We start from the raw sequence: 24,077 nt of genomic DNA, 5'->3' as shown, positions 1-24,077 counted from the left end.
AATTGATCAATCACTCATTTTATTAGTAAATGGAGGAGAAGAAAATGAAACATCTTATTATTTACGCGCATCCATCACATGAAAGCTTTAACCATGCAATTTTGACCACAGCATTGAAGGGGCTAAAGCAAAAAGGGCATGATGTGGTGGTTCGTGATCTATATGATATCGGCTTTCAACCTGTAGTCAGCAGTAGCGAGATTATTGGAGGAATCGGAGAAGATATTGTGCGGGAACAGAAGTTTTTGCAATGGGCAGAGGTGGTCACCTTTATTTATCCGATATGGTGGACGGGGATGCCAGCCATAATGAAAGGGTATATTGACCGCGTATTCTCTTACGGCTTTGCTTACAAATATGTAAACGGGGTGCAGATGGGGCTGCTCAAGGGGAAGAAAGTCATCATCCTCAACACACAAGGGAAATCACATGCGGAATATGCCAGCAATGGCATGGATCAAGCACTTCACTTGACGTCCGACAAAGGCATATTTGAATATTGCGGACTTGACGTTATGTATCATATATTTTTCGAGTCGGTACCCCAATCCGATGAAGATACACGTAAAGAATGGCTTCGCCAGATTGCAGGCATACTTGGATAAGGGCTTGAGCCTGGCTGATTTGAGTAACATCAATATAAGACTGTGTACCAAGTTCCTTTAAGATATTTTTTGAAACTCACTGTCCCCAAAAATGCACATCTTTACAGGTAAAAGTATTTTGGATGAGTTGAAACAACATTAAAATGAATAAATAAACGAAATGACCTTCTTTACGTAGAGAAGGTCATTTCGTTTAATTTAGGCGTTACTATTAATTGGCATAGTTTTATTAATAAGGCGTTGTCGCTTGCAAGTCATCTAGTAGTTCTTTGTACCTAGTTCGAGGATTTCGCAAATGTGTTTCCTGCTTTTTGTCGGTTAGCTATGATGCTGCGTATCACGGTTCAAAATTAGCTGTACATGATGAAATCTCTGGTGTATACCTATGTAGGATAGCAAGCTGTAGTTATAGCATTTTTTTGAGCTGGGATATACGGGCTTGGGAAACCTCAAGCATTTTGGCATATTCGTGCTGTGCTGCATTGGGTTGCTTTTGCATTAATTCTTTGAGGCTTTCAATCATCTGCTGTGTCGATCTCCGTAGACGTTTGGACTCTTTAATCGACCGTTGTCCGTTGGCTAAAGCCGATTTGGCTGGTCTTAGGACAGGGCTAAAATTTAACCCCTTCTTTAAACTTTCAATACATTCTTTACAAATAAAACTATCTCTAAAATAAGTCAATTGTTCTGCTGAACCACACATTTTACACGTCACCCCGGTATATTTTCGAAAGGCGAGAATACCGGTTTCCTCATCTGCGAAAATCTCAACGGGGTCACCCACATTAAAATCCATAGAAATTCGCATTTCTTTGGGAATGACGATACGGCCTAACGCATCTAGGGGACGTGTCATACCTGTACTTTTCAAATGATAACCTCCTTTTTTTATATCCTTATAATACTAAATAATTATAGTAAAAAAGAATAGGCTTAGAGAAGCAATCGCATATATTAAGTAAACTGTTGAAAAGTATACAAGTAATTCCCAAAATATGTTTTTTTAATCGTGGAAAACGTGTTGAGAAATTATAGGGGATTACCGATATATATTCAGAATGAATATTCTAGTTGGCAAAGGAATTTTTAGTAATATACGATAAGGAGCTGTGAATTACATATGGCAATCGATTTGGACACTGCTATTCCTGCAGTCATTATAAAGGTCGGCGGATTAGTAGATCAGCCCGAGCAATTCACCGCCGAGGCGAAGAAGGCTGCTGCTATGCTGGGAGAAGCGGCATTGCCTCTATTCCCGCGTTATTTTTTTGGAACTGAGTTGCAGAAGCCTGAGAGTTTGGCAGGAAAGTACGAAGGGTTGGGCGACTGGCTGCATATTCAACAGGATGCGATTTTTGAGATTATCTACAATTACAGGGAAAAAGCGATTCCCATGCTGTATGAGGTGGCGTTCGGGGTGTACGATTGGACGCAGTATAAGGCAGTGAGGATACTAACTCGGTTAGCCCGTGAAGGTGTTCAGACAGAGCAGATTGTGGACGATATTATCAGCCATGTCGACGATTTTCGTTATGAGGCACAAATGCCTACATTTTATTTTCTGTCGGGACTGACGGGCAATAAGAAGGTTGCCGCACTGCTGCAAAGGCACTTCCTTGAGAATTTGGAATACGATCCGATTGATGCCTTTGATATTTTTGAGAATTTGTACCGTTGTTCGCCTGATGTTGCTAGGAGACATGCCGATTTTCTCAAAGCCATTGCCCGTGGTGAAGGCCTAGAAGGCCGCTCCCCGTTACTGGACGGAGCGATAGGGACTACCGATGAGAACGGCAAGCAAGAGTACCACTGGCCTGGTGATGAACCTGTCGAAGAGCAGCACCAATTACGAGCGGCCATATTCTATTACCAGTTGAATTCTCAGGATGAGGAGGTCAATCGGCTGTTAGATCAATGGGAAGTGAGCCATCCAGAGGAGAATGTAAGGAGTTATATTGGGAAGTTGCGAGGGGAAGGACAGGGAGAGAGCTAGCTGTTCAGTTGGTGAATAGAGAAATGTTAATTTTGCACTCTTTTCTATGAAAACTTATACTTATCGTTACAGCTGGCTTGAAGCGAAAATAAAAGAATCAGGAGGGGATCAACCATGTACTCCATTAAAGAAGTTGAAATCAGGAGTGGATTGCCCGCATCTACCCTTCGTTATTATGAAAAAGAGGGCATTCTACCTGATGTTGGTCGGGATGAGGGTGGGAGAAGGGTATATACCGAGAAACAAATGGATTGGATCAGGTTTCTTATGGCTATGAAAGATACGGGAATGACCATTGAAGAAATTAAGGCATATCTTGAGCTAAATGTAAAAGGAGAAGCCACAATCCAAGAGAGAAGAGACTTCCTGGTTGCCCACAAAAAGAAAGTGGAAGAACAGATGGCCCAAACGCAGCGCAATTTGGAGAAAATTATTCAAAAGATAGCTTTTTACGATCATGTGGTCATGGGAAGAAGCTTCTCTTAGTCGCCAAATTCAATTGAATATAAGAAGCCCGCAGCCTATTTGAAATACGCTGTAGGGCTTTTTTTTGCATAGATATCTAAAGATACCTACTGTAGGTCGCAAGTATGAAAAATCGTTGGCAATTAGCGGTTCACGATGTGCTTACAGGGTAAAAGTGTATTACCAAGGTGGGGAAGTGGGGGTGTTGACTCTCACGCCACGTGAGACTGTAGACTGTGAAAGCAAGAGAGGTGAAGCGGAATGGCTTATACAGTAAAGGAAGTATCTAATCTGTCGGGAATCAGCGTTCGAACTTTGCATTATTATGATGAAATTGAATTGCTGAAACCACATCATATCGGACATAATGGATATCGCTATTACGAGCAGGAACAACTGTTGAGGCTTCAACAAATCATGATGTACAGGGAACTGGATTTGCCTTTATCCGAAATTGGCAATGTGCTAAAGCAAACCAAGGAGCAGAAAGCCGAGGTTTTGCAGGTGCATCGAGCCAAGATTGAGGCTAAGGTCTTCCGCTTGCATACTCTCCTTCAGACCATCGACGAAACGGTGGCTCATTTGAAAGGAGAACAAACGATGAAACCAGAGCAAATGTACCAAGGGTTTAACCCGGAAAAACAGGAAATGTATGAACGTGATCTGACGGAACGTTATGGTTCACAGGTCGAAGAAAAGATCCAGGAGAGTAAGACCGCGACGACGAACTGGAGCAAAGAGGATTATTTGGATTCACAGGCAGAGGCAGATCAGATTCATCGGGAGCTGGCTGAAGCCATGCATAAGGGATTGAAGCATAACAGTGCAGAAGTACAGGCGCTGATCCGCCGTCATCTTCAATGGGTAAGCCGATTCTATACCCCTACAGCAGAAATTTATAGCGGGCTGGGAGACTTGTATGTAGAACATGAGGACTTCAGTAAAATGTATGAAGGCTATCGCCCTGGGCTAGCTGAATATTTGCGAGACGGAATGAAGGAGCTGGCCAAACGGGAATTAACCTAGAGCAACAGCTGATAAAAAGGGCTATAAGTAATATGAAAAAGGGTGAACAACAAACCCATCGACGGCTTGCTGTTCACCCTTTTTTGTGTAAAGCAGCTTACATGCTGCTTGGTGCTGTTCTCATGCTTTGCTGACTGCTGTTTCCGTACTGCTGCATGCTACCACTGCTTGCAAAATGCTGCCCGGTCGTCCCCATGTGTTGCGGAAAGCTGTGGTTCATGTGGCTTCCTGCACTAAAGGTGGATGGTTGCATACTGCGAGAAGCATAGTTATCGCCAAATCCAGGTTGAGTCATTTGGCTGCTTGAGCGGATGGAGTTTTCCAATTGGCTACACAGTTGAATGACTTGCTGGTATTGCTGCATCGCTTGCTGGTGATGCTGAATTGCGGTTTGAATCATTTGAGCTGCGCTACGTTCGCGTTGCACCAGGCTTTCAAGGCTGGATGCGTTTTGTTGCTCTTGTTGCAGCAATTGTTGATACATAGCAGTTCCTTGCTGTGTTTGTTGTACCAATTGCTGCATAATTTGTTCACATTGATGAAGTTGTTGTTGTGGAGCCATGTTGTTGAACATTGATCATCAATCTCCTTCGCCGGATAGTTTAGGTTTTAGGACCCTCATATATTGTGGCGAAGGAAGACTATATATATGCACAATTTTTGGTTACAGGCTGGATACCAGAATAGCCGTAAATTCCTCTAGGAATACACGATCTTCCTGATCAAATCGGCTTTTTAGCGGGCTGTCAATGTCCAGCACTCCAATCAGCTCATCGTTTTTGATTAGAGGGATAACGATTTCGCTATTGGAAGCAGCGTCACAGGCGATATGTCCTGGAAATGCATGTACATCGTCTATGACAAGTGTTCGCCGTTCAGCTGCTGCGGTACCGCAAACACCACGTCGCAGTGGAATCCGTATACATGCGGGTAAACCCTGGAAAGGTCCTAGTACAAGCTCAGTCCCATCATAAAGATAGAAGCCACTCCAGTTCACATCTGGAAGAAAGTGACCCAGTAAAGCTGAAGCGTTTGCTAAATTGGCAATCCTATTGGATTCATCGTGAACAAGTGCCCGGAGTTGTCCGAGAACGGATTCGAATTGTTCCTGACGTGTTCCTTCGTAAGGGATAGTTTGAAACATGTAGAGTCCACGCTCCTAACATTAAATTTTCATATTAACTGTTGTATATATCACCAAAAATAGGTAATTGTGCAAATCACTTTTACCATTGGTTAATTAATTTAAGATATAACGATTGTACATATTCAGTCAAGTAGAAAATAGCACTACTTCCTTGGAATAATCTCCTTTCTCTAGCACCACAATTCCCTTCTCTACAAGCAACGCTGACGGCAAAGCATTATGTTTTAGCGGGACATATAATATAGAAAGTAATTCAATGAAGGGTTGCCCTCATCTGTTTCCAGCTTCTCCCCTATGGGTAAAAACAATGTAACATGTTGGCTTAGGCCAGGGAGGAGTTACAATTATGCATGCAGATGTTCAGAACTTGTTTATCCGTATACAGATGCTTTCTTATGCACATCAGGACGATTTGACCGTGAGAGATATACAACCAATTCTCGAAGAACGCGGATACCGTGTAGGAGAACGTGAAGTCAAGCAGGAACTGGAAAACCTGACACAGGAAAACTTTCTGACACCACATGATGATATGTTCAGCCTTACCGGCGCAGGGATCGAAGAATTGCAGGAAATTCAGTCGATGCTAGGCGTATTGTACGAAGATGTTGTGAAAAATCCGGCTCATGTCACTGCCCGTGCCTCTTCTTAAAAGGATTAGAGACACCAAAAATCTTATAACAATAAAAGGTAGCCCTCCTCATTCCTGATTCCAGGAAGCGGAGGGCTAATTTGATTTATAAGGGTTTGTCCACATGAATAAGGTTGTGTTTGTTGGAGGTGTATGCTTAAATGTAGCGTATATTTGTTGTCATTGAAATGCTGGAAGGATGATGGAACATGTGTGCATATGCATGTAAGGGGCATATCCCACTGCTGGAAAGCCCGCGTCTTCGGCTGCGAAGGATGGAAAGCCGGGATGCGGCTACGATGTTCGCTTGCTGGTCTGACCCGGAGGTTCACCGTTATATGAACCTTACCGGTATGTCAGGACGAGAGGATGCAGAGGATATGATTGAGCTGTTGAATGAGCTGGCGAAGACGGAAGATGCGCTGCGCTGGGGGATCGAGCTGAAGGAGAACGGGAGGCTGATTGGAAGCTGCGGCTTTAATTATTGGCAGACGGAGGGAGCTTATAAAGCCGAGATTGGTTATGAGTTGGCCCAGCCTTATTGGCGCAATGGCTATATGACTGAGGCGCTTCGCTTAGTGCTTTCATTCGGATATGACACGATTCGATTAAATCGGATCGAAGCGCTGGTGGACCCGCGCAATACAGGCTCGCAAGCCTTGCTGTCCTCGATGGGCTGGACCCAGGAAGGGCTGTTACGGCAGGTACAGCATACATCTACAGGCTTTAAGGATATGCTGATGTATTCATTACTGCATGAAGAATGGCTCAGATTGGAGGCACAACGAAATGCTGTTTCAGTATAACGGCGGTTCGTCGCCGCTGCACAGGCTTGGACCGTTAAGTAAGCTTATATGGGTGGGATGCTTTAGCCTCCTGTCGATGGCATGGGATTCGACAATACGGGAAGCGGCACTTCTGGTGGTACTGATCGCTGTGGCTGGCTTCGGCGCACGGTTGACCCTAGCACGCCAACTTCGCGCTATGTCGTTCCTGATTGGTTTAGGTATTCCGTATTTTATACTGTCTATCCTAGCGATTCGAGAAGGGAATACTGTCGCTTCATGGGGACCCATTGTGATTACAGCGGAGGGACTGGATATCGCGGGGGCATTAACGCTGCGGATTTTTGTATTGTTTTTGGCATCCTATATCTATCTCTCGACGACCGATCCCCGAGATTTTGTGCAGGCTTTGAATCTGCGCTTGCGTGTACCTTATCGATTTGCGTTCGGAATTTCAGTGGCGCTGACGTTCCTGCCCTTATTGGAAGAAGAGGGGCGAACCATTATGGCTGCACGGCGTGTTCGGGGGCAGGAGCCACCACGAGGATGGGGCAAGCGGATATCATGGTGGAGCGGGTATGCGGCTGCTGTGTTGGTGAATGCTGTGAGACGGGTTCAGCAGACGGCACTGGCTATGGAGGGCAAAGGTTTTGGCGCATATGCAGAACGGACGTATCTTCGTACACTGGAAAATGGGCGTTTAGGCTACGTATGTGCTGTGATTGCTGTATTCGCTACGACTGTTTTAGGGTGGGTATTATAAAGAAGCAGCCCCTTTTTTTGTCCTCATTGTCAACTGGTAAAATAAAATTAGGTTGACAATAAGACAGCGGATGAATACATTTATACAGTAACAGTTTGTACAAGGACCAGAGCTATGACCTTGTATACTAGATTATGGAGAGGAGTCAAGAAATACATATGAAGGGATCTCGTATTTTTGCCAAGTTTACAACGCTGGATATCGTGTTAATGGCCATGCTGGCTACGTTGAACGGCGTCATGACTGTGTATTTGTCGATGATTAACAAAACGTTAAACAGTCTGGGAGGGCCGATCGCAACTTCCGCTATTGTCGGGCTGTACATGATATATGGTTTGCTGGCCTATTATATTATTCGTAAGCCAGGTACGGCGGTAATTGCTTATGCCTTTGGCGCGGTAGTGCAGTCTTTTATGGGCTCTGCCTATGGAATTGCATCTATCATTGCGGCAGCTGTCTGCTATATGGTTGCGGCGGAGCTGGTATTTGCTCTTTTGCGGTATCGCCGCTGGAATGCAGTTTCACTAATGCTGGTGGGTGGAGCCATGGTTCCGCTGTGGTTTATCGTGGCAGCCAATATGTTTGGCTATATGCATTGGGGCTGGAAGGTACTGACGATTGCACTGGTCGTTCGTATCCTGAGCGGCATTGTCCTGTGTGGTCTGCTGACGAAAGTACTGGGCGATGCCTTAAATGGTACGGGTCTGTTAAAACGCTTTGAACTGGGACGCACTTCACGGGCATAACCAAGGCTATACATGGTTATAGCCTGAACAATAGGGATCGAGGGTATTTCGGCTATGAATGAACGTAGTGATCATGATGCAGAAAATAGAATAGCTGTCTCCTTAAGGGATTTTGGCTATCGCTATGACGACCAGGTGGAGCCAGCGTTACATGGTCTGACGCTGGACATTGCGGTGGGTGAGCACATAGCCATTGTTGGAGCTAGTGGGAGTGGAAAGTCTACGCTGTGCCAGCTACTTCATGGCGGGTTGTCCCGTTCCGGCGAGGGCGAACGGACTGGCGAGCTGACCGTGTACGGGATGGACCCCGCCACCGCTGAATTGGCTACGGTCGCCACCACTGTCGGCGTCGTGCTTCAGGACCCGGATGCCCAGCTAGTGCAGGGAATCGTCGAAGACGAAATTGCTTTTGGGCCGGAGAACCTGCGCGTGCCTCCAGCAGAAATAGAGCAGCGCCTGGCCGCTGCACTGGAGGCCGTCGGCCTGGCATCCGAGCGCGGCTCCTTCGTGCGGCGCCTCTCGGGAGGTCAGCGCCAACGCACCGCCATTGCTGCGGTGCTGGCGCTGGAAGCGCCGCTGGTCGTGTTCGACGACGCGGCTGCGCAGTTGGACCCGCCGGCGGTACGGGACTTCGTCCTGCTATGTCGGCGGCTCCATGCCGCAGGCCGGACGGTGATCACTGCGTCCGGTCGCATAGACGATGGTGCGCGTGCAGCGCAGCGCCTCATCGTGCTGAAGGGCGGGACTATGCTGCTGCAAGGCCCGCCCGAAAAGCTGCTGCGCGAGCATGGTGCGCAGCTGGCAGCCTGGGGGCTGCTTCCCTCTTCCGCGGGGAGGGAAGACATGCCGCGTGAGCCGGAAGGGAATGCCGGCTCGGCAGCTTATTGCGCTGGGCAGCCGTTGCTGGAGGTGAAGGGATTGCCCTTCACCTACCCCGGCAGCCAGCGCGCGGCGCTCAAGGGCGTGAGTCTTGCCCTTGCGCCTGGCGAACGAGCCGTAATGCTGGGCGAGAACGGCTCTGGCAAAACCACGCTGGGCAAGCTGCTTATGGGCTTGCTCCCCGCGCCGAAGGGATGCATGTGGTGGGAAGGGCAGGATATGTCGAAGCTGCCCATTCACCGACTGGCCGCCGGGATCGGCTATGTGTTCCAGCAGCCAGAGCATCAGTTTGCAGCTGCAACGGTGTGGGAAGAGTGCTTGTACAGTGTGCGGGTCAAGCTTGGTTTACGGATCGGAGATCCGGTTCCCGCCGCCTATGAGGAACGGGCGCATCGCTTGCTGACAGCCGCCAGGCTGGATCACCGACTGGAGGTCTCGCCGTATCTGCTAAGTGGAGGCGAAAAAAGGCTTTTGAGCGTTGCGGCACAGTTTATCCTCCCCAAAAAGCTTTACATTTTGGATGAGCCGACTGCGGGAACGGATTACGAAGGGGCAAACATCCTGCTCCATATGTGCTCAGAGCAGTCTGCTGAAGGCGCGGCTTTTCTGATCATTACCCACGATTTGCAGATAGCTGAACGCTTTGCCAGCCATGTTCTGCGCATGGAAGAGGGGTATCTCTATAAAACGGAAGATAGCTGGATTAATCATACGATTACAGTTGACAAAAATTAAGGATATGTAGACAATAATATATATACATCGTACATAACAGGCGGCCTATATAGGCCGCCTGTTTACGATTATACAGTGCGGATAATCATTCAAGCTGGGAAGGAAAACCGTACAGATACAGCACAGTTTATACAAGGAAAGGATTTGTGATTTGCTTGGGAAACGATAAACCTATGAAGCGCGGACTCGTGCTGACAGGTGTTCTATTGGCCACCTTTCTGGCCGCGATTGAAGGAACGGTTATCGGTCCGGCGGGACCGACAATTGTTAGTGAACTGGGCAGTGTGAATTTGCTCAGCTGGATTTTTACAGCATATTTGTTGACGATGGCTGTAACTACGCCTATTTTCGGCAAGCTTAGCGATTTGTTTGGCCGTAAACCCATTTTTCTAATTGGGTGCTCGTTATTTGTGATTGGCTCTTTGCTTTGTATGCTGGCTGGTAGTATGGAGCAGCTTATTTTATACCGAGCCATTCAAGGGATTGGAGCAGGCGGTGTCATTCCTGTTACCTTTACCATTATCGGTGATATATACAAAATGGAGGAACGTGGTAAAGTCCAAGGCATGATCAGCTCGGTATGGGGGATTTCTTCCCTTGTCGGGCCTCTCTTGGGCGGTTACGTGGTCACCTATTTTGGCTGGGAATGGATTTTTGGCTTTAACGTTCCCTTTGGATTTCTGGCTATGTTCTTCATCGCCCGTTACCTGCGGGAACAGGTAAGCAAGCGTACCGCACGTATCGACGTGGCGGGAGCAGTTACCTTTACCATCGGGATGACGGCACTCTTGCTCGTATTGGCCCTGGGGGGACAGTATATCGACTGGACTTCTCCTGAATTGCTGGCCTTGGCTGCCGTGGCCATTTTGTTTCTGGTTTTGTTTTTGGTTATCGAAAAGCGCGCTCAGGAACCGATGGTCCCTCTGAAGCTGTTTCGGATACGGGATATCGCTTTTTCCTGTGCCGCTGCACTACTCGTCAGTACCCTGCTAATCGGGCTGACTAGTTATCTTCCACTATGGATTCAGGGCGTACACGGTGGAGATGCCGCTTCATCTGGTCTGGCGCTGGCCCCAATGTCGGTAGGTTGGTTGTTCGGCTCCATGATCGGAGGACGCATTTTGCTGACGCTGGGCTCGCGTCGAACCTCTTTGATCGGGCTGACTCTGATTGTATTGGGAGCCTTCGTCATGACCTTGATGAACCTAACAACTCCAATCTGGCTTCTGTTCCTGTCTACGTTATTGTATGGACTGGGATTTGGCTTCTCGATAACCGTGTTCACGATTATTGCTCAGTCCTCGGTCGGATTCCAGCTGCGTGGCGCGTCTACAGCCTTGAATACGTTCCTGCGCACATTGGGACAAACGATTGGGGTTGCAGCCTTCGGTTCATGGCTGAATTATCGTATTGCTGCCCAGACAGCGGACGGACAGCTCACTCAGCAAGGGGTTACACAGGAGGATATTAATGGTCTGCTTGCCCCGCATGCTTCACAAAGTCTAAGTGACAAGGTTGCCGGATTACTCCGGTCTGTACTGGAAAACAGTCTGCATTCCCTATTCGTGATCATGGTCGTTATTGCGGTGATTAGCTGGTTTGTTGTCCTCGGATTGCGGAACCGCCCACCGGGTACGGAAGAAGAGGCAGATCAGCGTGTGAAGACACCACAAAGAGAACACGCATAAAAAAAATATACTTCTTTCATATTAAAGAGACAGTCCGGTACACCAATAAGGGGCCGGGCTGTTTCTTTATGCTAAGGTCTCTTCTCCTACTGATTTAGCAAAAAGCCACCTCGTATAGGACCGATAAATTCCCCAATATACAAAAAGTAAAAAAAAATCCCCTAGAGATTGCGATATATTCATATGATATAGGTTACAAAGTGGTAAAAAAGTCTTAAAAAATTGTAACAAAAAAGCTGTTTCTAAATTGAGCTATAGGGTACTAAGGAACCATTTTTTTGCACCCGCTTACAAATCGAGCATTTTATGAGTATATTTTGAACAATTTTGCATGTGAATGAAGCAACCAACCAAGCAAAATGGGATACGGAAAAAAATCAAGTAACAAATTTTTCTGAATGTAATAGGAATGAAAAAAATAGGTATTTTCAGAAAATTACTAGGAAAATATGAGGATGAAATTCATAGAGGAATCTGTTTTCTTCCCTCACATAATAGGGCTTTTCAGTCTATATCAATCGTTTGACATACCATATAAAATGGCCCTAGCCAACGAAAAAGTTGGGCTTCAACACTAGAAAGCATAATTACATTAAGGGAGATGGAGTACTTGAAGTTTAACAAATGGTTCAGTAAAGCAGCCACTGCAACAGTAGCAACTACCTTGCTGTTAGGAGGCGGCGTTCAGGCTTTTGCAAAAGAAAATGATAAGGCTGATTTCAATGCAGACAATGCATTTACCCAAATTACGCGTAATGACATGCTGAATATTTTCAAACAGCAAGGCAAAGAGAAATATGAGGTTCCATCCTTCGATGCCTCTACAATTAAGAATATTCCTTCTGCTATTGGTCACGATAGCTCAGGCAAGCAGATTGATCTGGATGTTTGGGACAGCTGGCCGTTGCAAAATGCCGATGGTACAGTAGCTAATTACAAGGGATATAATATCGTATTTGGACTGGCAGGCGATCCTAAAAGAGGCGAGGATACATTTATATATCTGTTCTATCAAAAAGCGGGTGATACTTCACTGAGCGGCTGGAAAAATGCTGGTAGAGTCTTTAAAGACAATGATAAACTGCTCTCCAACGATCCGATTCTCAAAAATCAGTCAGAAGAATGGTCAGGTTCTGCTACCTTAACCTCTGATGGACATGTACGTTTATTTTATACCAGCAGACAGCCCTATGATCCGAATAACAAATTATACGGCAAGCAAACCTTGAGCACAGCTCAAATTAATGTCTCTCAGCCTGATGATAAGACACTGAAAGTAGATGGAGTCGAGGATTTGAAATCGATCTATGACGGTGGAGATGGTAAAACCTATCAAAATGTACAACAAAGCGTCGGAGTGGATATGGATAATCATACCCTTAGAGACCCTCACTATGTCGAGGATCAAGGGCACAAATATATTATATTTGAAGCCAACACAGGGACAGAAACAGGCTACCAGGGCGAAGAATCGCTTCAAAACTCAGCTTATTATGGTGGCAATAAAAAATTCTTCACGGAAGAGCAACAAAACTTGCAACAAAGTCCTAAGAAAAAAGGAGCTGAGCTGGCGAACGGCGCACTGGGCATCGTTGAATTGAATGATGATTATACATTGAAAAATGTAATGCCCCCTTTGCTTGCATCCAATCTGGTAACAGATGAAATTGAACGGGCAAATGTGTTCAAAATGAACGGTTTGTGGTATTTATTTACGAGTACAAGAGGTTCCAAGGTGACTGTAGATGCGATCGGTGACGATGATATTTACATGTTGGGTTATGTTTCTACTTCCTTGACAGGGCCTTATAAACCCCTGAATGGAACCGGTCTCGTTCTTCATCAGGATCTGGATCGTGATGATATTACCTGGACATATGCTCATTTTGCTATCCCGCAAGGCAAAGGCAATAACGTAGTCGTTTCGAGTTATATGACCAATCGTGGACTCTTCCCAGATCACAAATCTACTTTCGCACCAAGCTTCCTGCTGAATATTAAAGGCTCGAAAACCTCTGTTGTGAAGAACGGTATTCTGGAGCAAGGTCAAATTACGATTGATCCAGGAAATGACAAAAAAGATAACCAAAATGAGTATGGAAAGAAATAAGTAGTTATAAGCAGCATGTCCGAAGGCGACAGCTTTGGTAGATTACCGATCTGTCGTCCGTCGGACGATACATAACAATGCAATGAAGGGTAAGGAGGATCGTCATAATGAGAAAAAAAGCTTTCAAGAACATTGGAATACGATCCGTAGTAGTTATCACAGGCTTAACTATTTTCATAGCTATGGGGTGGAGTATGTACCAACAGGATGCAGGCAAACCTCAAAAACCTGCAGCAGCTCCAAAAAACCAAGCCAATCAAAGCAAGCATACAACACCGACCTATCGGGCCGCCTATCATTTTACCGTCCCGGATAAGTGGAAAAATGATCCACAGCGGCCTATTTATATGGATGGGCAATATCATTACTACTATTTATATAATCGTGATTACCCTCATAAGAACGGTACAGAATGGCGACATGCCACATCCACCGACCTGGTTCATTGGAAAGATGAAGGGGTGGCAATTCCTAAATATACGAATCCGAATGGAGACCCTTGGTCCGGTTCGGTCGTGATCGACAATAATGGCACCGCAGGTTTTGGAAAAGGCGCACTTGTAGCCATTGTCACACAGCCCTCCGCAGATGGAGGAAAGCAGGAACAATTTCTGTGGTACAGTAAGGACAAAGGCAAGACGTTTACTTCTTATCGCAACAAGCCCGTGATGTCCAACCCTGGCACGAAGGATTTCAGAGATCCCAAGATCATCCGGGATATTCAACGTAATCAATGGGTGATGGTCATGGCGGAGGGAACGAAGATTGGCTTTTATAAGTCGAAAAATTTAAAGGATTGGCAGTTTACGAGCGGCTTTCAAACGGAAAATATTGGACTTGTAGAATGTCCTGACCTTTACCAGATGCGCGCGGATGATGGGACCTATCAATGGATTCTAGGTGCAAGCGCCAATAGTAAACCAACCGGCGGACCCAATACGTATGCCTACTGGACGGGGGATTTTAATGGAGAAGCATTTCTCCCTGATCGCAATGATCCTGATTGGCTGGATTATGGCTTTGACTGGTATGGTGCGGTTACGTTCGAGGACGGCAAAGCCAAAGACCAATACAGTCACCGTTATGCGCTGGCTTGGATGAACAATTGGGATTATGCCAACAACACGCCTACTTTGAAGGAAGGCTTTAATGGCATGGATTCGGTTGTTCGCCAAATTCGGTTGAAGCGTACAACTGATGTCGGCTATCGCTTGGTTTCACAGCCTGTATCAGCTTTGGAGCAATTCCCAACTGCAACGGAGTCATTGGGGAAGATCCAAGTAGAGGGGACCCACAAGCTTCCGGTAGCAGGTGATGCCTATCAGTTAGAAGCAGATGTATCTTGGTCAACGATCAAAAATACAGGCTTGAGGCTTCGAGAGTCTGCGGATGGCAAGCGTCATGTAGATGTGGGTGTTTCGGTGGAGGGTCAATACTCTTATGTAAACAGAGCAAACACCGGGCAGCCGGATCAGAGTGGTAAATATGTAGAGAGTAAGGCGCCTTTTGATACCAATAAAAAAAATGTCCACTTGAAGATTCTTGTCGATAAAACCAGCATCGAAGTCTTTGTAGATGATGGAGAAGTAGCTTATTCCTCCTTAATATTTCCACGCTTAGAGGATCAGGGAATTACTCTTTTTTCAGATGGCGGTAAGGCTATTTTTAATAATGTAGTGATCAAACATTTTAGTCGATAACAGGTCTTATGCTGCTCGTAAGCTTAGGCATATTTCGCTCAGGTATATATAAAGTCCACCCATAAATATAAGGGTGGACTTTTCTGTGTAAATCTAAATTTTCGTTAGCACAGCTATAGGATTGTTCTTTTATTCACAATTGAACAGTTGCTAAAATTACTATTCATTCTATTTGTGATAAGGTGACAGATTATCAGCGCTACGGCCCAATTTTTTGAGCAAGCCGATGAGTTGATCTCTTTCGGTTTCGCTGATTCCGCTAAAGGCACGTTCAATCTGACGTGTATAATCAGGATAAATTTCGTCCATGACGCGTTGTCCTTCGTCCGTCAACTCTGCATATATAATACGACGATCTTGGTCGCACGGGTGACGGTGCAAATAACCACGGCTCTCCAGCTTGTCGATAACATAAGTGACATTTCCGCTTTGCAGAAGCAGTTTGGCTCCAATTTGTTGAATTGGTTGTGCTCCCTTGTGATATAAAACTTCCATCACGGCGAAGGCCGTTGGGTTGAAGCCCACCGTTTTGATGCCAGCAACCGCATGTTCGTTTACACTTTTGAATGACTTGGCAAACACGCTATACAAATGCATAGATTGCTGTGTCACCAATGTTCGGTAATCTATCATCTTCATTCCGCCTTTATGTATGGATTTGGGCATCCTTTGACCGCTCGGTTCGGATGACCGGGCAACCATACCCTTACTACTAGCATAAAGGGATTTACGTAGGGAAAACATGCGATTTGTCACAGTAGCTGCTTTTTTAATTATTTAATTTCAAAGCTTTAAGGTAAATTTTTGAAAAATAAAGGTTTCGAATGTAAAAATACCGTTCTGATTGGTTATATTAACAAATAACATACCTAATGGACCCAAATAACAAAATAAGATAAATTCAGAGGAGATGAAGCACATGGATACGGGTTCTTTCCGTTTTCAATTTCGTGATCCGCAGCAAGCCGCCCAAGCCTGTGAAACATTAAAGGAAATTGGATACTCTGCCAGCACGAACGGTGATACAGGCCTCAGTGTTCACGTTGAGAACCAGGATGTGCTGTCTGCATTAGAGATTTGCCAAGCTTATGAAGGAAGTATAATTGAGACAGGAGTTCTCACTTATCGTCCAGGTAAGCAAAGTAATATCGGTGTGCAAAATCCAGGTTATAGCCCGGAGGATTGGATTATTCCAGCGCACATCATTAATGAGGACTGGAGCGAGGCGTATAAAAGCGGCTCTTCCCAAACGTTTACGAACAACACAACACAGGAACACAACGTCAGCTCTGATCAACAACCGGAAGACGATGTGGACGGTTTTTCAGGTAGCGTCCATACCTAAATAATGGTGTTCACCCTTGTTGCTCACTTTGGAACAAAAAGGTTCCTTCAAACCATGACTAATGGTTTGAAGGAACCTTTTTTCATAATGAGAAAAAGCTGAAAAGGACATTGTGAAAACTAAGGTTCTTGGATCGTGCATAAGGGCAGTAATCGTAGGAAATACCAAAAGGAGTTCAGAAAGGAGGTTTTGATCTTGCAAAAACTCGGAGTTCACGAAAAATTGGAATTGCATGAGCTGCTTACGTTTAAAACAACTTGTATCACAAAAACTCAAACCATGCTTCCTTTAGTCTCAGATTCAAATTTAAAAAATATTTTACAGCAGGACATTAGCTGCGGTACACAAGATATTCAACAGCTTAGAAATTTGCTTGTATAATTTAAGGAGGAATAACGTGAATTCTTTTATTGAGAATATGACCGGTACGACCCCTATGACCGATCAGGTGATTGCTTCAGATCTGTTAATTTCAGCTAAAAGCGGGATCAAAAACTACGCCGCAGCGTTAACAGAGTCCACTAGCCCAGAAGTTCGAAATGTCCTTTGTGACCAATTGAACAAAACTGTTAATCTTCATGAGCAAATTTTTAATTATATGAAGAACAATGGTTACTACAACGCCTATGATCCAGATCAGCAAATTCAAATGGATATTCAAAATGCAGACAAGGCACTTTCTTTGCCCAAAATGTGAAACGTTTAATTAAAAAGAAGCACCAGCAAACTTTATTCGAGTTTGCTGGTGCTTCTTTATTACAAATTGAATGAACTTCACATGAAATATGGAGAAGAAGGGAATCATAAAAAAACAAGGTATCGGTCTCAAATTTAGAATAGGGTGATTTTCTTATGGGCAATTCGTCAGCGGGCAAACAAAAAGATCAAAAACTAAAATGGTGGCAACTGAGCTTGTTAGGAGTTGCAGGAACTATCGGTACAGGGTACTTCCTCGGGTCAAGTTTAGCGATTTCCATTGGTGGTCCAGCTGTGCTGATTGCATACTTCTTGGCAGCAGTTGGGACGTATGTGGTGTTTGACGCCCTTTCGCGCATGACGGCAGATCATCCAGAACAGGGCTCTTTCCGTTCCTATGCCCAAAAAGCATTTGGTAATTGGGCAGGCTTTGGCAGTGGCTGGGTGTATTGGTTCTCAGAATTGCTTATTAATGGGAGTCAACTAACCGCGCTGTCTATATTTTCACGTTTTTGGTTTCCTCAGGTACCGATGTGGATTTTTGCAGCATGCTTCGGGATCTTAGGGCTTGTGATTGTTTTTTTTGGCAATAAGGGCTTTGATCGTGTAGAAAATGTACTCGCCATTATTAAAATGGCGGCTCTTGTGATGTTTTTGGTCCTAGCGGTGGCGCTTTTGGCAGGCTGGATCGGAGGAAGTAAATATAATCCGAAGTTTCCCCTCAGCTACAGAGACTTTTTTCCAACCGGTGGCATAGGATTATGGTCATCTTTTATTTTTGCCTTTTATGCATACGGAGGTATCGAAGTGCTTGGAATTATGTCTAACCGACTTCAAAACCCGGAGGAAGCACCCAAAGCAGGAAAGGTCATGCTGATTACGCTGGTTGTAGTGTATGTGCTATCAATTGGGCTGGCTGTATCTATGGTACCATTAAGTGCTTTTAATCCGAAGGAGAGCCCTTTTGTGCTTGCGCTTAGTAGCGATCATTTGGCCTTTGTACCTCATTTATTTAACGGAGTCCTGATTATTGCAGGATTTTCAACGATGACAGCATCGCTATATGCAGAGACTTCGATGATGATTACTCTTGCCCAGGAAGGAGATGCGCCCACACTATTCTCACGGAAGTGGAAGGGCAAATATCCTCTGTATGCACTTAGTTTGATCTCTGTTGGATTAATTTCAGCAATCGTATTATCGTTGCTGCTACCAGGAAAAGTGTATGAATATATTACAACAGCTGCGGGCTTAATGCTGTTATATAACTGGTGCTTTATTTTGCTGTCTTCAGGTAAGTTACTGGAATCAAGCACATCAAGCAATATCAAACGCTGGATTGGATTATTGCTGATCGCTTTGGCTGTAGTAGGGGCCTTTTTTCATAAGCTTAGCCGCCCTGGGGTTTACGTCAGTTTGCTGTTAGTCTTGTTAATTGCCATATGTGACTTCATTGTACAATGGGTGCGTCGAAAGCACGGCAAGGAACCTCGTTAACTTTATCAAGAAGACAAGCGTTAGCGTAAAAAAAGTAATTGAAATGCCTGTACACCAAAATAAAAGCCAAAGCCTACAAGAGACAGACCTGACATCCAAGAGATGGTTTTAAGCAATCCGGGTCTGAGAAATCGACGGAAAACGCTTGAAGCGGCTGCCATCGTCACATCCCAGGCCAAAACGCCTAGTACAATCGCTCCGCTGTAAATCAATAGCTGTTGTACTGGATATGTATTAGCGACGTTGGCCAGTATGGACCCGTAAATCCCAAGCCAGAAAAGGATGGAGAGAGGATTAAATAACGACATCAGAAAGCCGGCTACAAAGGAGTTAGTCAGGGTATTTCCATTTCCCCTTAATTCGGACTCTGAAATCACACCAGCATTTTTGATGCTTTCAAGACCTGTATACACAAGCACAAAAAAACCAAACAGCCATAAAAAAGCTTTGACAAATGGGGAATTAAGAAGGTGAATCATTCCCAAATAGACAAGCATCATATAGATAATGTCTGCTGTGATTGCACCTAGTCCAATAAACCAGGCGTGCCAGAATCCATTTTTAATACCTCGATCCAACTGCGCGGCATTGATAGGTCCAATGGGAGCTGAAAGTGACAGACCCAGAAAAACATACCCGATAAATGTATTAATGGGGGGTTCCTCCTTGATTATTTATTGGACGTTATGTATTTGTCTCATTTAGTTTATTCGGACAAACCCATGTGTAAGACCATATTTTTGTGCGTATATGTAGCCACAGCCTCGTTATTTGCTAACCCAATGAATCCAATCCCAAAGGAGCTCTAATCCTTATATAAAGGGTTAGAGCTTTTTTTAATGAGAGGCTTGACACTTTTAATGAAAGCGCTTATATTTATCTCGTAAACAATACGTTATATAACGTTATATAAAAGGAGAGATAAAAAATGAATGTACAACAGACGGTTCAGACGATTTTTGAACAAGCGAATGGGAAGATTTCCGAGGTTTATTTAGTAGCCTGCGGGGGCTCACTAGTGGATATGTATCCTTCAAAATATTTTCTGGATAGTGAAGCAAGGAAACTGGTAGCAGGCATGTATACAGCGAATGAGTTTGTACATGCATTGCCTAAACGATTGGGAGCACACTCAGTGGTCATCGTTTGTTCCCACGGTGGAAATACTCCAGAATCGGTCGCGGCTGCTAAATCAGCCAAAGAGAAAGGTGCTTATACCATCGGCTTAACCCACAACAGTGAAGCGAACCTGCTCAACTATTCGGATTATTCCTTCCTCTACGAGTGGGGGGATGAGAGCGATGTTAAAAACAACCCGATGGCCATTATTTTAGAACTTACGGTTGAACTGCTGCAAATCGCTGAGGGCTATGTGCATTACCCAGCTTTCCAGAACGGATTGGAGGCAATCAATGGAATTATTAACCGGGCCAAAGTCCAAGTTGAACCGCGTGCCCAAGTATTCGCAGACAGATACCGCAATGAGGAACTCTTTTATATCCTGACTAGCGGAGCGTCTTATGGACATGCTTACGGATTTGCCATCTGCTCGCTGATGGAAATGCAATGGCTCCATGCAGCTTCTATTCATTCCGGTGAATTCTTCCATGGCCCATTTGAAGTAACGGATAAGGAAACTCCATTTATTCTGATGATCAACGAAGGACGTACACGAGCGCTGGATGAGCGGGCACAGACTTTCCTGAATCAGTATGCCGAGAAAGTGGAAGTGATTGATGCAAAGGAGCTTGGCATCGGAACGATTGCAGACGAAGTAGTAGAGTTTTTTAACCCGGTGTTATTCTACAGCATTGTATGTGTGTATCGTGAAGCACTAGCAAATGTACGCAATCACCCATTGGAAACTCGCCGTTATATGGGCAAAGTAGCTTACTAAGCGCACCTACCAACAGGAGGAAACCATCATGAAGGTTCTAGGCATTGGCGATAATGTGGTAGATAAATATGTTCATCTGCGTATGATGTACCCTGGCGGCAATGCGCTTAATTTTAGTGTGTTTGCCAAAAAAGCGGGAGTGGATGCAGCCTTTATAGGCGTGTTCGGGGACGACAACGAAGCACGGCATGTAGAACACACCCTGCGTGAGCTTGACATTGATATTTCACGGTGCAGATATCACAGCGGTGAGAACGGCTGCGCACGTGTAACCCTGGAAGACGGAGACAGAGTATTTCTCGGCAGTAATGAGGGGGGAGTGACACGTCTTCATCCATTGGAATTGAGCGAAGATGACAAGGACTATCTTGGCGGATTCGATCTGATTCATACTGGCTTGTACAGTCATACAGGTCACTTGCTGCCTGAATTAGAGACGCTAGGAATCCCTATTTCTTTTGATTTTTCAGATGATTTTACAGATACACAAGTAGAACAAAATATTACGTATGCCGATTTTGCATTTTTCTCTTGCAGCCATATGACGGATGAAGAGACACAGAATTATATCCGCTCCAATCGAAAAAAAGAGGGACAAATTCTGGTCGCCACACGTGGCGGTGACCGATCCATCGCCTATGATGGTACGAAGTTCTATTTTCAAATGCCTGATTCCGTTGACGCTGTGGATACTATGGGGGCAGGCGACTCTTATATAACTGCTTTTTTACTAAGCTTTTTGGAAAAAGACAACATTCAGGATGCTATGGCAGAAGGCTCAAGGCTTGCCGCCCAGAGCTGTCTGGTAGAAGGTTCCTTCGGATACGGCGTTCATTATTGACGAGCCTTTTCGAATATCTTCACTTGTAAGAATATGTAACCTTTGATACTCTAAGTGAGAGTGATATAACGTTATATGACAAGTGAGGGTACATGATGTTAAATTCAGACCAAGCGGAGCCATTATATATTCAGTTACAAAAAGCGGTCAAAACCGCTATTCATAATGGAACATTTACGCAGGGAAGCCGTATACCGACTGAAACAGAGTTAAGCGAGATGTATAATGTAAGTCGTATTACCGTAAGAAAAGCAATTGCCGAATTAGTTCATGAAGGATATTTGACCAAACGTCAGGGGAAAGGCACCTTTGTCAATATCCCCAAGATTGGACGGAAGATTGAACATGTCATCAGTTTTACGGCTGCTTGCAAGTCCAATGGTCTTTCTTCACATAGTGTGGTCACAAAACGTGAAATCGTAGAAGCAGATGAGGAAATTGCACATCAATTGCAGCTATCGCCAGGAGAAAAGGTGTTATTTATCCAGCGTAAAAGATATGCGGATGATCGCCCCCTGATGCTGGAAAACAATTTTTATCCTTATGACCGTTTTGCATTTCTAATGAACGAGCAGTTGGAAGGGTCTGTATACGAGCTGCTGCGGCAAAAATACAGCATCGATCCTAACCAGCCGGGAGAGACGATATTACAAATTGCTTTGGCGGATGAAAATCAGGCCAAGCTGCTGGAGACGGCGATCGGACAGGCGTTGTTTTACATGCATACAATGATCTATGACCAGCACGGAAGCCCGGTTCATGTAGGAAAGCAGTACATCATCGGAGATCGTTATCAATTCTCCATATAATCCGTTGCCTGTTATGCAAGGTAGTTCAGGTAAGTGTGGCTTCTGCTTCCATCCAATAGGGAGAAGCAGAAGCATTAATATAACGTTATATTACGTCATGTTGTTAGATGGATCAATCGTGAGGTGGTGAAACTGTGCAAGGGAAGAACGATGCATTAGCAGACAAAGTTTTACTCTCCCATGCTATTTTTAATGGATTGGAAGATGAAGCTTCGCCCGGGTTTGTTGCAGTCCGAGGAGAACGTATTGCAGCGGTGGGGCGTCCGGAAGAGGCACAAGCCTGGATAGGAGCCGAAACGGTTGTCTATGATCTGGGCGATGCCTTTATCATGCCGGGAATTCATGACAACCATGTATTTTTTACCGGATACATGTCGATGCATCGGGGCGTCGATCTGGCGCATACGGCCTCCAGTGAAGAAGCAATGGAACTCTTGCTACAAGAGGCAAACAACCTTCCGCCAGGAAAAGATGTAACCGCTTTCGGTTGGAGCGAGGACAGATGGGGGAAGCTGCCTGATTCAAGCTTGTTGGATGGATTGTTTCCCGATCGGTCGGTCATCGCCATTAACCAAAATAAAAGCTACTGCTGGATGAACCGATTGGCTGAGGAGAGATATCAGTTTTCCCCGGATCAATGCAGTGCCGAAGCACGAGCTTTACTGCTCCAAGTTATGATGCAGGACCGTAGCCTTGTCCAACAAGAGTTTATGGAATTTTGCCGTATGCTGGCTGCACGAGGAGTTACTTCTATAAAAGATATTGGCTTTGACCGGCATAGCGAGCTGCTTCCCATTCTAGAAGAATTGAAAGAAACAGGTGAATTGCCACTGAGATTTCATTTCTCGCTGGAACCAGTTGTTGAACCGTTTGATATAAACATTGGTATCAAATATAAAGCACTTTACAATGGAGACCTTATTCGTTTCCAAGGTTACAAGCTGATGCTTGACGGCGTTGTAGCAGATCATACAGGGGACATGTTGGAGCCTTACGCAGATATGCCTGGGGTCACGAATTTGAGGACAGTTGATTATGAGAAGATTGAAGCCTCTGTTCTGGAAGCGGACAGCCAGGGGATCAAATGCTGCCTAACTGCAGAAGGCGATGCAGCAATTCGCCAAGCAGTATCCATGATTGAAAAATGCCGCTTGCAGCAGGGCAATCACCTTATCAGACATTCGATCAGTGATCTGGAGTATCCTCATCCAGATGATCTGACCAGAATGGGAGAGAACGAAATTTTTGCCGAGGTCTATGCCCAGATTCTGCTGCTCAATCCCTCTTACGAAGAGGCTTATATGTCTGCAGTGGCAGGCAAACAGAATGAAAACCGCTTTTATAATTATAAGTCCATGCTGGAAGCTAACGTGCCGATCACCATAGGTACTGATTTGCCTTTATTTATCACCAGTGTCCCCGATTCGCTGTATGCAGCCTCTCACCGATTATTCCCGGATGGCTCGCCTGCTGGAGGCTGGTATCCTGACCAAGGAATGCCGCCATCCGAAGTTTTAAAGGCATGGACGATTAATGGAGCCAAACATTGTTATATGGAAGAGGTGACAGGTACGCTGGAGGCTGGAAAATATGCTGACATCGCCGTTTTTGACCGCGACCTCCTTAATGCATCCGCTGATGACATCAGGGATGCCCAAGTGATATTGACCATTATGGGAGGGAAGGTTACGTATAACCATTCTTGGAATGAGGGATAAA

The 24,077-nt window shown here is 45.1% G+C and carries 25 protein-coding genes; 20 read left to right on the top strand and 5 right to left on the bottom strand.

The features are described 5' to 3' along the window. Positions 1-44 precede the first annotated feature (44 nt). Complete coding sequence (locus HFE01_RS20935) at positions 45-605, top strand: NAD(P)H-dependent oxidoreductase (RefSeq protein WP_025363996.1); 561 nt, start codon at positions 45-47, stop codon at positions 603-605. Positions 606-1,011: 406 nt separating this feature from the next. Here the strand turns inward: HFE01_RS20935 and HFE01_RS20930 are convergent, their stop codons facing one another. Further along, positions 1,012-1,476, bottom strand: coding sequence for an AbrB/MazE/SpoVT family DNA-binding domain-containing protein (locus HFE01_RS20930; protein WP_016819375.1), 465 nt, complete (start codon positions 1,474-1,476; stop codon positions 1,012-1,014). Positions 1,477-1,725: 249 nt separating this feature from the next. Between HFE01_RS20930 and HFE01_RS20925 the strand changes: the two genes are divergently transcribed. The 3 genes from HFE01_RS20925 (at position 1,726) to HFE01_RS20915 (ending at position 4,089) form a co-directional block, all read left to right on the top strand. Next, positions 1,726-2,598: a transcriptional regulator gene (locus HFE01_RS20925; protein WP_167438646.1), complete on the top strand. Its 873-nt coding sequence runs from the start codon at positions 1,726-1,728 to the stop codon at positions 2,596-2,598. Positions 2,599-2,712: 114 nt separating this feature from the next. Continuing rightward, on the top strand, positions 2,713-3,084 hold the full coding sequence (locus HFE01_RS20920) for a MerR family transcriptional regulator (RefSeq protein ID WP_019686119.1): 372 nt from the start codon (positions 2,713-2,715) through the stop codon (positions 3,082-3,084). A gap of 240 nt (positions 3,085-3,324) precedes the next feature. Beyond that, positions 3,325-4,089 carry a MerR family transcriptional regulator gene (locus HFE01_RS20915; protein ID WP_107734933.1) on the top strand — a complete coding sequence of 255 codons (765 nt, stop codon included), beginning with the start codon at positions 3,325-3,327 and terminating at the stop codon, positions 4,087-4,089. A gap of 97 nt (positions 4,090-4,186) precedes the next feature. On the opposite strand, the gene HFE01_RS20910 is transcribed toward HFE01_RS20915, so the two are convergent. Next, a complete protein-coding gene (locus tag HFE01_RS20910; RefSeq protein ID WP_017425717.1) occupies positions 4,187-4,663 on the bottom strand; it encodes a hypothetical protein in 477 nt (158 codons plus the stop codon). 90 nt (positions 4,664-4,753) lie between these two features. After that, on the bottom strand, positions 4,754-5,233 hold the full coding sequence (locus tag HFE01_RS20905; protein ID WP_167438647.1) for a GAF domain-containing protein: 480 nt from the start codon (positions 5,231-5,233) through the stop codon (positions 4,754-4,756). Between the two features lie 349 nt (positions 5,234-5,582). On the opposite strand from HFE01_RS20905, the gene HFE01_RS20900 reads away from it, so the two are divergent. The 8 genes from HFE01_RS20900 to HFE01_RS20865 all read left to right on the top strand — a co-directional run bounded on the left by HFE01_RS20900 (position 5,583) and on the right by HFE01_RS20865 (position 15,273). Beyond that, positions 5,583-5,888 carry a hypothetical protein gene (locus tag HFE01_RS20900; RefSeq protein WP_167438648.1) on the top strand — a complete coding sequence of 102 codons (306 nt, stop codon included), beginning with the start codon at positions 5,583-5,585 and terminating at the stop codon, positions 5,886-5,888. Positions 5,889-6,076: 188 nt separating this feature from the next. Next, positions 6,077-6,673, top strand: coding sequence for a GNAT family N-acetyltransferase (locus HFE01_RS20895; RefSeq protein ID WP_039276759.1), 597 nt, complete (start codon positions 6,077-6,079; stop codon positions 6,671-6,673). After that, positions 6,657-7,415, top strand: coding sequence for an energy-coupling factor transporter transmembrane component T family protein (locus HFE01_RS20890; RefSeq protein ID WP_107734932.1), 759 nt, complete (start codon positions 6,657-6,659; stop codon positions 7,413-7,415). Before HFE01_RS20895 ends, HFE01_RS20890 begins: the two co-directional genes overlap by 17 nt. 158 nt (positions 7,416-7,573) lie before the next feature. Continuing rightward, complete coding sequence (locus HFE01_RS20885) at positions 7,574-8,161, top strand: ECF transporter S component (RefSeq protein ID WP_107734931.1); 588 nt, start codon at positions 7,574-7,576, stop codon at positions 8,159-8,161. A 54-nt stretch (positions 8,162-8,215) separates the two neighbouring features. After that, on the top strand, positions 8,216-9,775 hold the full coding sequence (locus tag HFE01_RS20880) for an ABC transporter ATP-binding protein (RefSeq protein WP_167438649.1): 1,560 nt from the start codon (positions 8,216-8,218) through the stop codon (positions 9,773-9,775). A gap of 173 nt (positions 9,776-9,948) precedes the next feature. After that, complete coding sequence (locus HFE01_RS20875; RefSeq protein ID WP_016819365.1) at positions 9,949-11,463, top strand: MDR family MFS transporter; 1,515 nt, start codon at positions 9,949-9,951, stop codon at positions 11,461-11,463. A 610-nt stretch (positions 11,464-12,073) separates the two neighbouring features. Beyond that, a complete protein-coding gene (locus HFE01_RS20870) occupies positions 12,074-13,573 on the top strand; it encodes a glycoside hydrolase family 68 protein (RefSeq protein ID WP_019686126.1) in 1,500 nt (499 codons plus the stop codon). A 107-nt stretch (positions 13,574-13,680) separates the two neighbouring features. Next, positions 13,681-15,273 carry a glycoside hydrolase family 32 protein gene (locus HFE01_RS20865; RefSeq protein WP_167438650.1) on the top strand — a complete coding sequence of 531 codons (1,593 nt, stop codon included), beginning with the start codon at positions 13,681-13,683 and terminating at the stop codon, positions 15,271-15,273. Between the two features lie 168 nt (positions 15,274-15,441). Here HFE01_RS20865 and HFE01_RS20860 read toward each other — a convergent pair whose 3' ends face one another. After that, positions 15,442-15,906: a MarR family winged helix-turn-helix transcriptional regulator gene (locus tag HFE01_RS20860; RefSeq protein WP_013369372.1), complete on the bottom strand. Its 465-nt coding sequence runs from the start codon at positions 15,904-15,906 to the stop codon at positions 15,442-15,444. Between the two features lie 286 nt (positions 15,907-16,192). On the opposite strand from HFE01_RS20860, the gene HFE01_RS20855 reads away from it, so the two are divergent. The 4 genes from HFE01_RS20855 (at position 16,193) to HFE01_RS20840 (ending at position 18,811) form a co-directional block, all read left to right on the top strand. Continuing rightward, positions 16,193-16,618 carry a hypothetical protein gene (locus HFE01_RS20855; RefSeq protein WP_016819361.1) on the top strand — a complete coding sequence of 142 codons (426 nt, stop codon included), beginning with the start codon at positions 16,193-16,195 and terminating at the stop codon, positions 16,616-16,618. 195 nt (positions 16,619-16,813) lie between these two features. Beyond that, positions 16,814-16,999: a spore coat protein gene (locus HFE01_RS20850; protein WP_016819360.1), complete on the top strand. Its 186-nt coding sequence runs from the start codon at positions 16,814-16,816 to the stop codon at positions 16,997-16,999. A gap of 16 nt (positions 17,000-17,015) precedes the next feature. Further along, positions 17,016-17,315 carry a spore coat protein gene (locus HFE01_RS20845; RefSeq protein WP_107734927.1) on the top strand — a complete coding sequence of 100 codons (300 nt, stop codon included), beginning with the start codon at positions 17,016-17,018 and terminating at the stop codon, positions 17,313-17,315. Positions 17,316-17,470: 155 nt separating this feature from the next. Then, positions 17,471-18,811 carry an amino acid permease gene (locus HFE01_RS20840; protein ID WP_107734926.1) on the top strand — a complete coding sequence of 447 codons (1,341 nt, stop codon included), beginning with the start codon at positions 17,471-17,473 and terminating at the stop codon, positions 18,809-18,811. Between the two features lie 20 nt (positions 18,812-18,831). On the opposite strand, the gene HFE01_RS20835 is transcribed toward HFE01_RS20840, so the two are convergent. Continuing rightward, a complete protein-coding gene (locus HFE01_RS20835) occupies positions 18,832-19,464 on the bottom strand; it encodes a LysE family transporter (protein WP_025364005.1) in 633 nt (210 codons plus the stop codon). A 275-nt stretch (positions 19,465-19,739) separates the two neighbouring features. Between HFE01_RS20835 and HFE01_RS20830 the strand changes: the two genes are divergently transcribed. The 4 genes from HFE01_RS20830 to HFE01_RS20815 all read left to right on the top strand — a co-directional run bounded on the left by HFE01_RS20830 (position 19,740) and on the right by HFE01_RS20815 (position 24,076). Continuing rightward, a complete protein-coding gene (locus HFE01_RS20830; RefSeq protein ID WP_107734925.1) occupies positions 19,740-20,708 on the top strand; it encodes an SIS domain-containing protein in 969 nt (322 codons plus the stop codon). Positions 20,709-20,736: 28 nt separating this feature from the next. Further along, complete coding sequence (locus HFE01_RS20825) at positions 20,737-21,549, top strand: fructoselysine 6-kinase (protein WP_107734924.1); 813 nt, start codon at positions 20,737-20,739, stop codon at positions 21,547-21,549. A gap of 95 nt (positions 21,550-21,644) precedes the next feature. Next, positions 21,645-22,358: a GntR family transcriptional regulator gene (locus HFE01_RS20820; protein ID WP_016819354.1), complete on the top strand. Its 714-nt coding sequence runs from the start codon at positions 21,645-21,647 to the stop codon at positions 22,356-22,358. A gap of 134 nt (positions 22,359-22,492) precedes the next feature. Further along, positions 22,493-24,076 (top strand): amidohydrolase, encoded by a 1,584-nt coding sequence (locus tag HFE01_RS20815; RefSeq protein ID WP_107734923.1) that lies wholly within the window; start codon positions 22,493-22,495, stop codon positions 24,074-24,076. Position 24,077 lies beyond the last annotated feature (1 nt).

Source organism: Paenibacillus sp. EKM10P (assembly GCF_011800655.1).
GTDB lineage: Bacteria > Bacillota > Bacilli > Paenibacillales > Paenibacillaceae > Paenibacillus > Paenibacillus polymyxa.
This window is presented reverse-complemented; position numbering and strand designations above follow the sequence as displayed.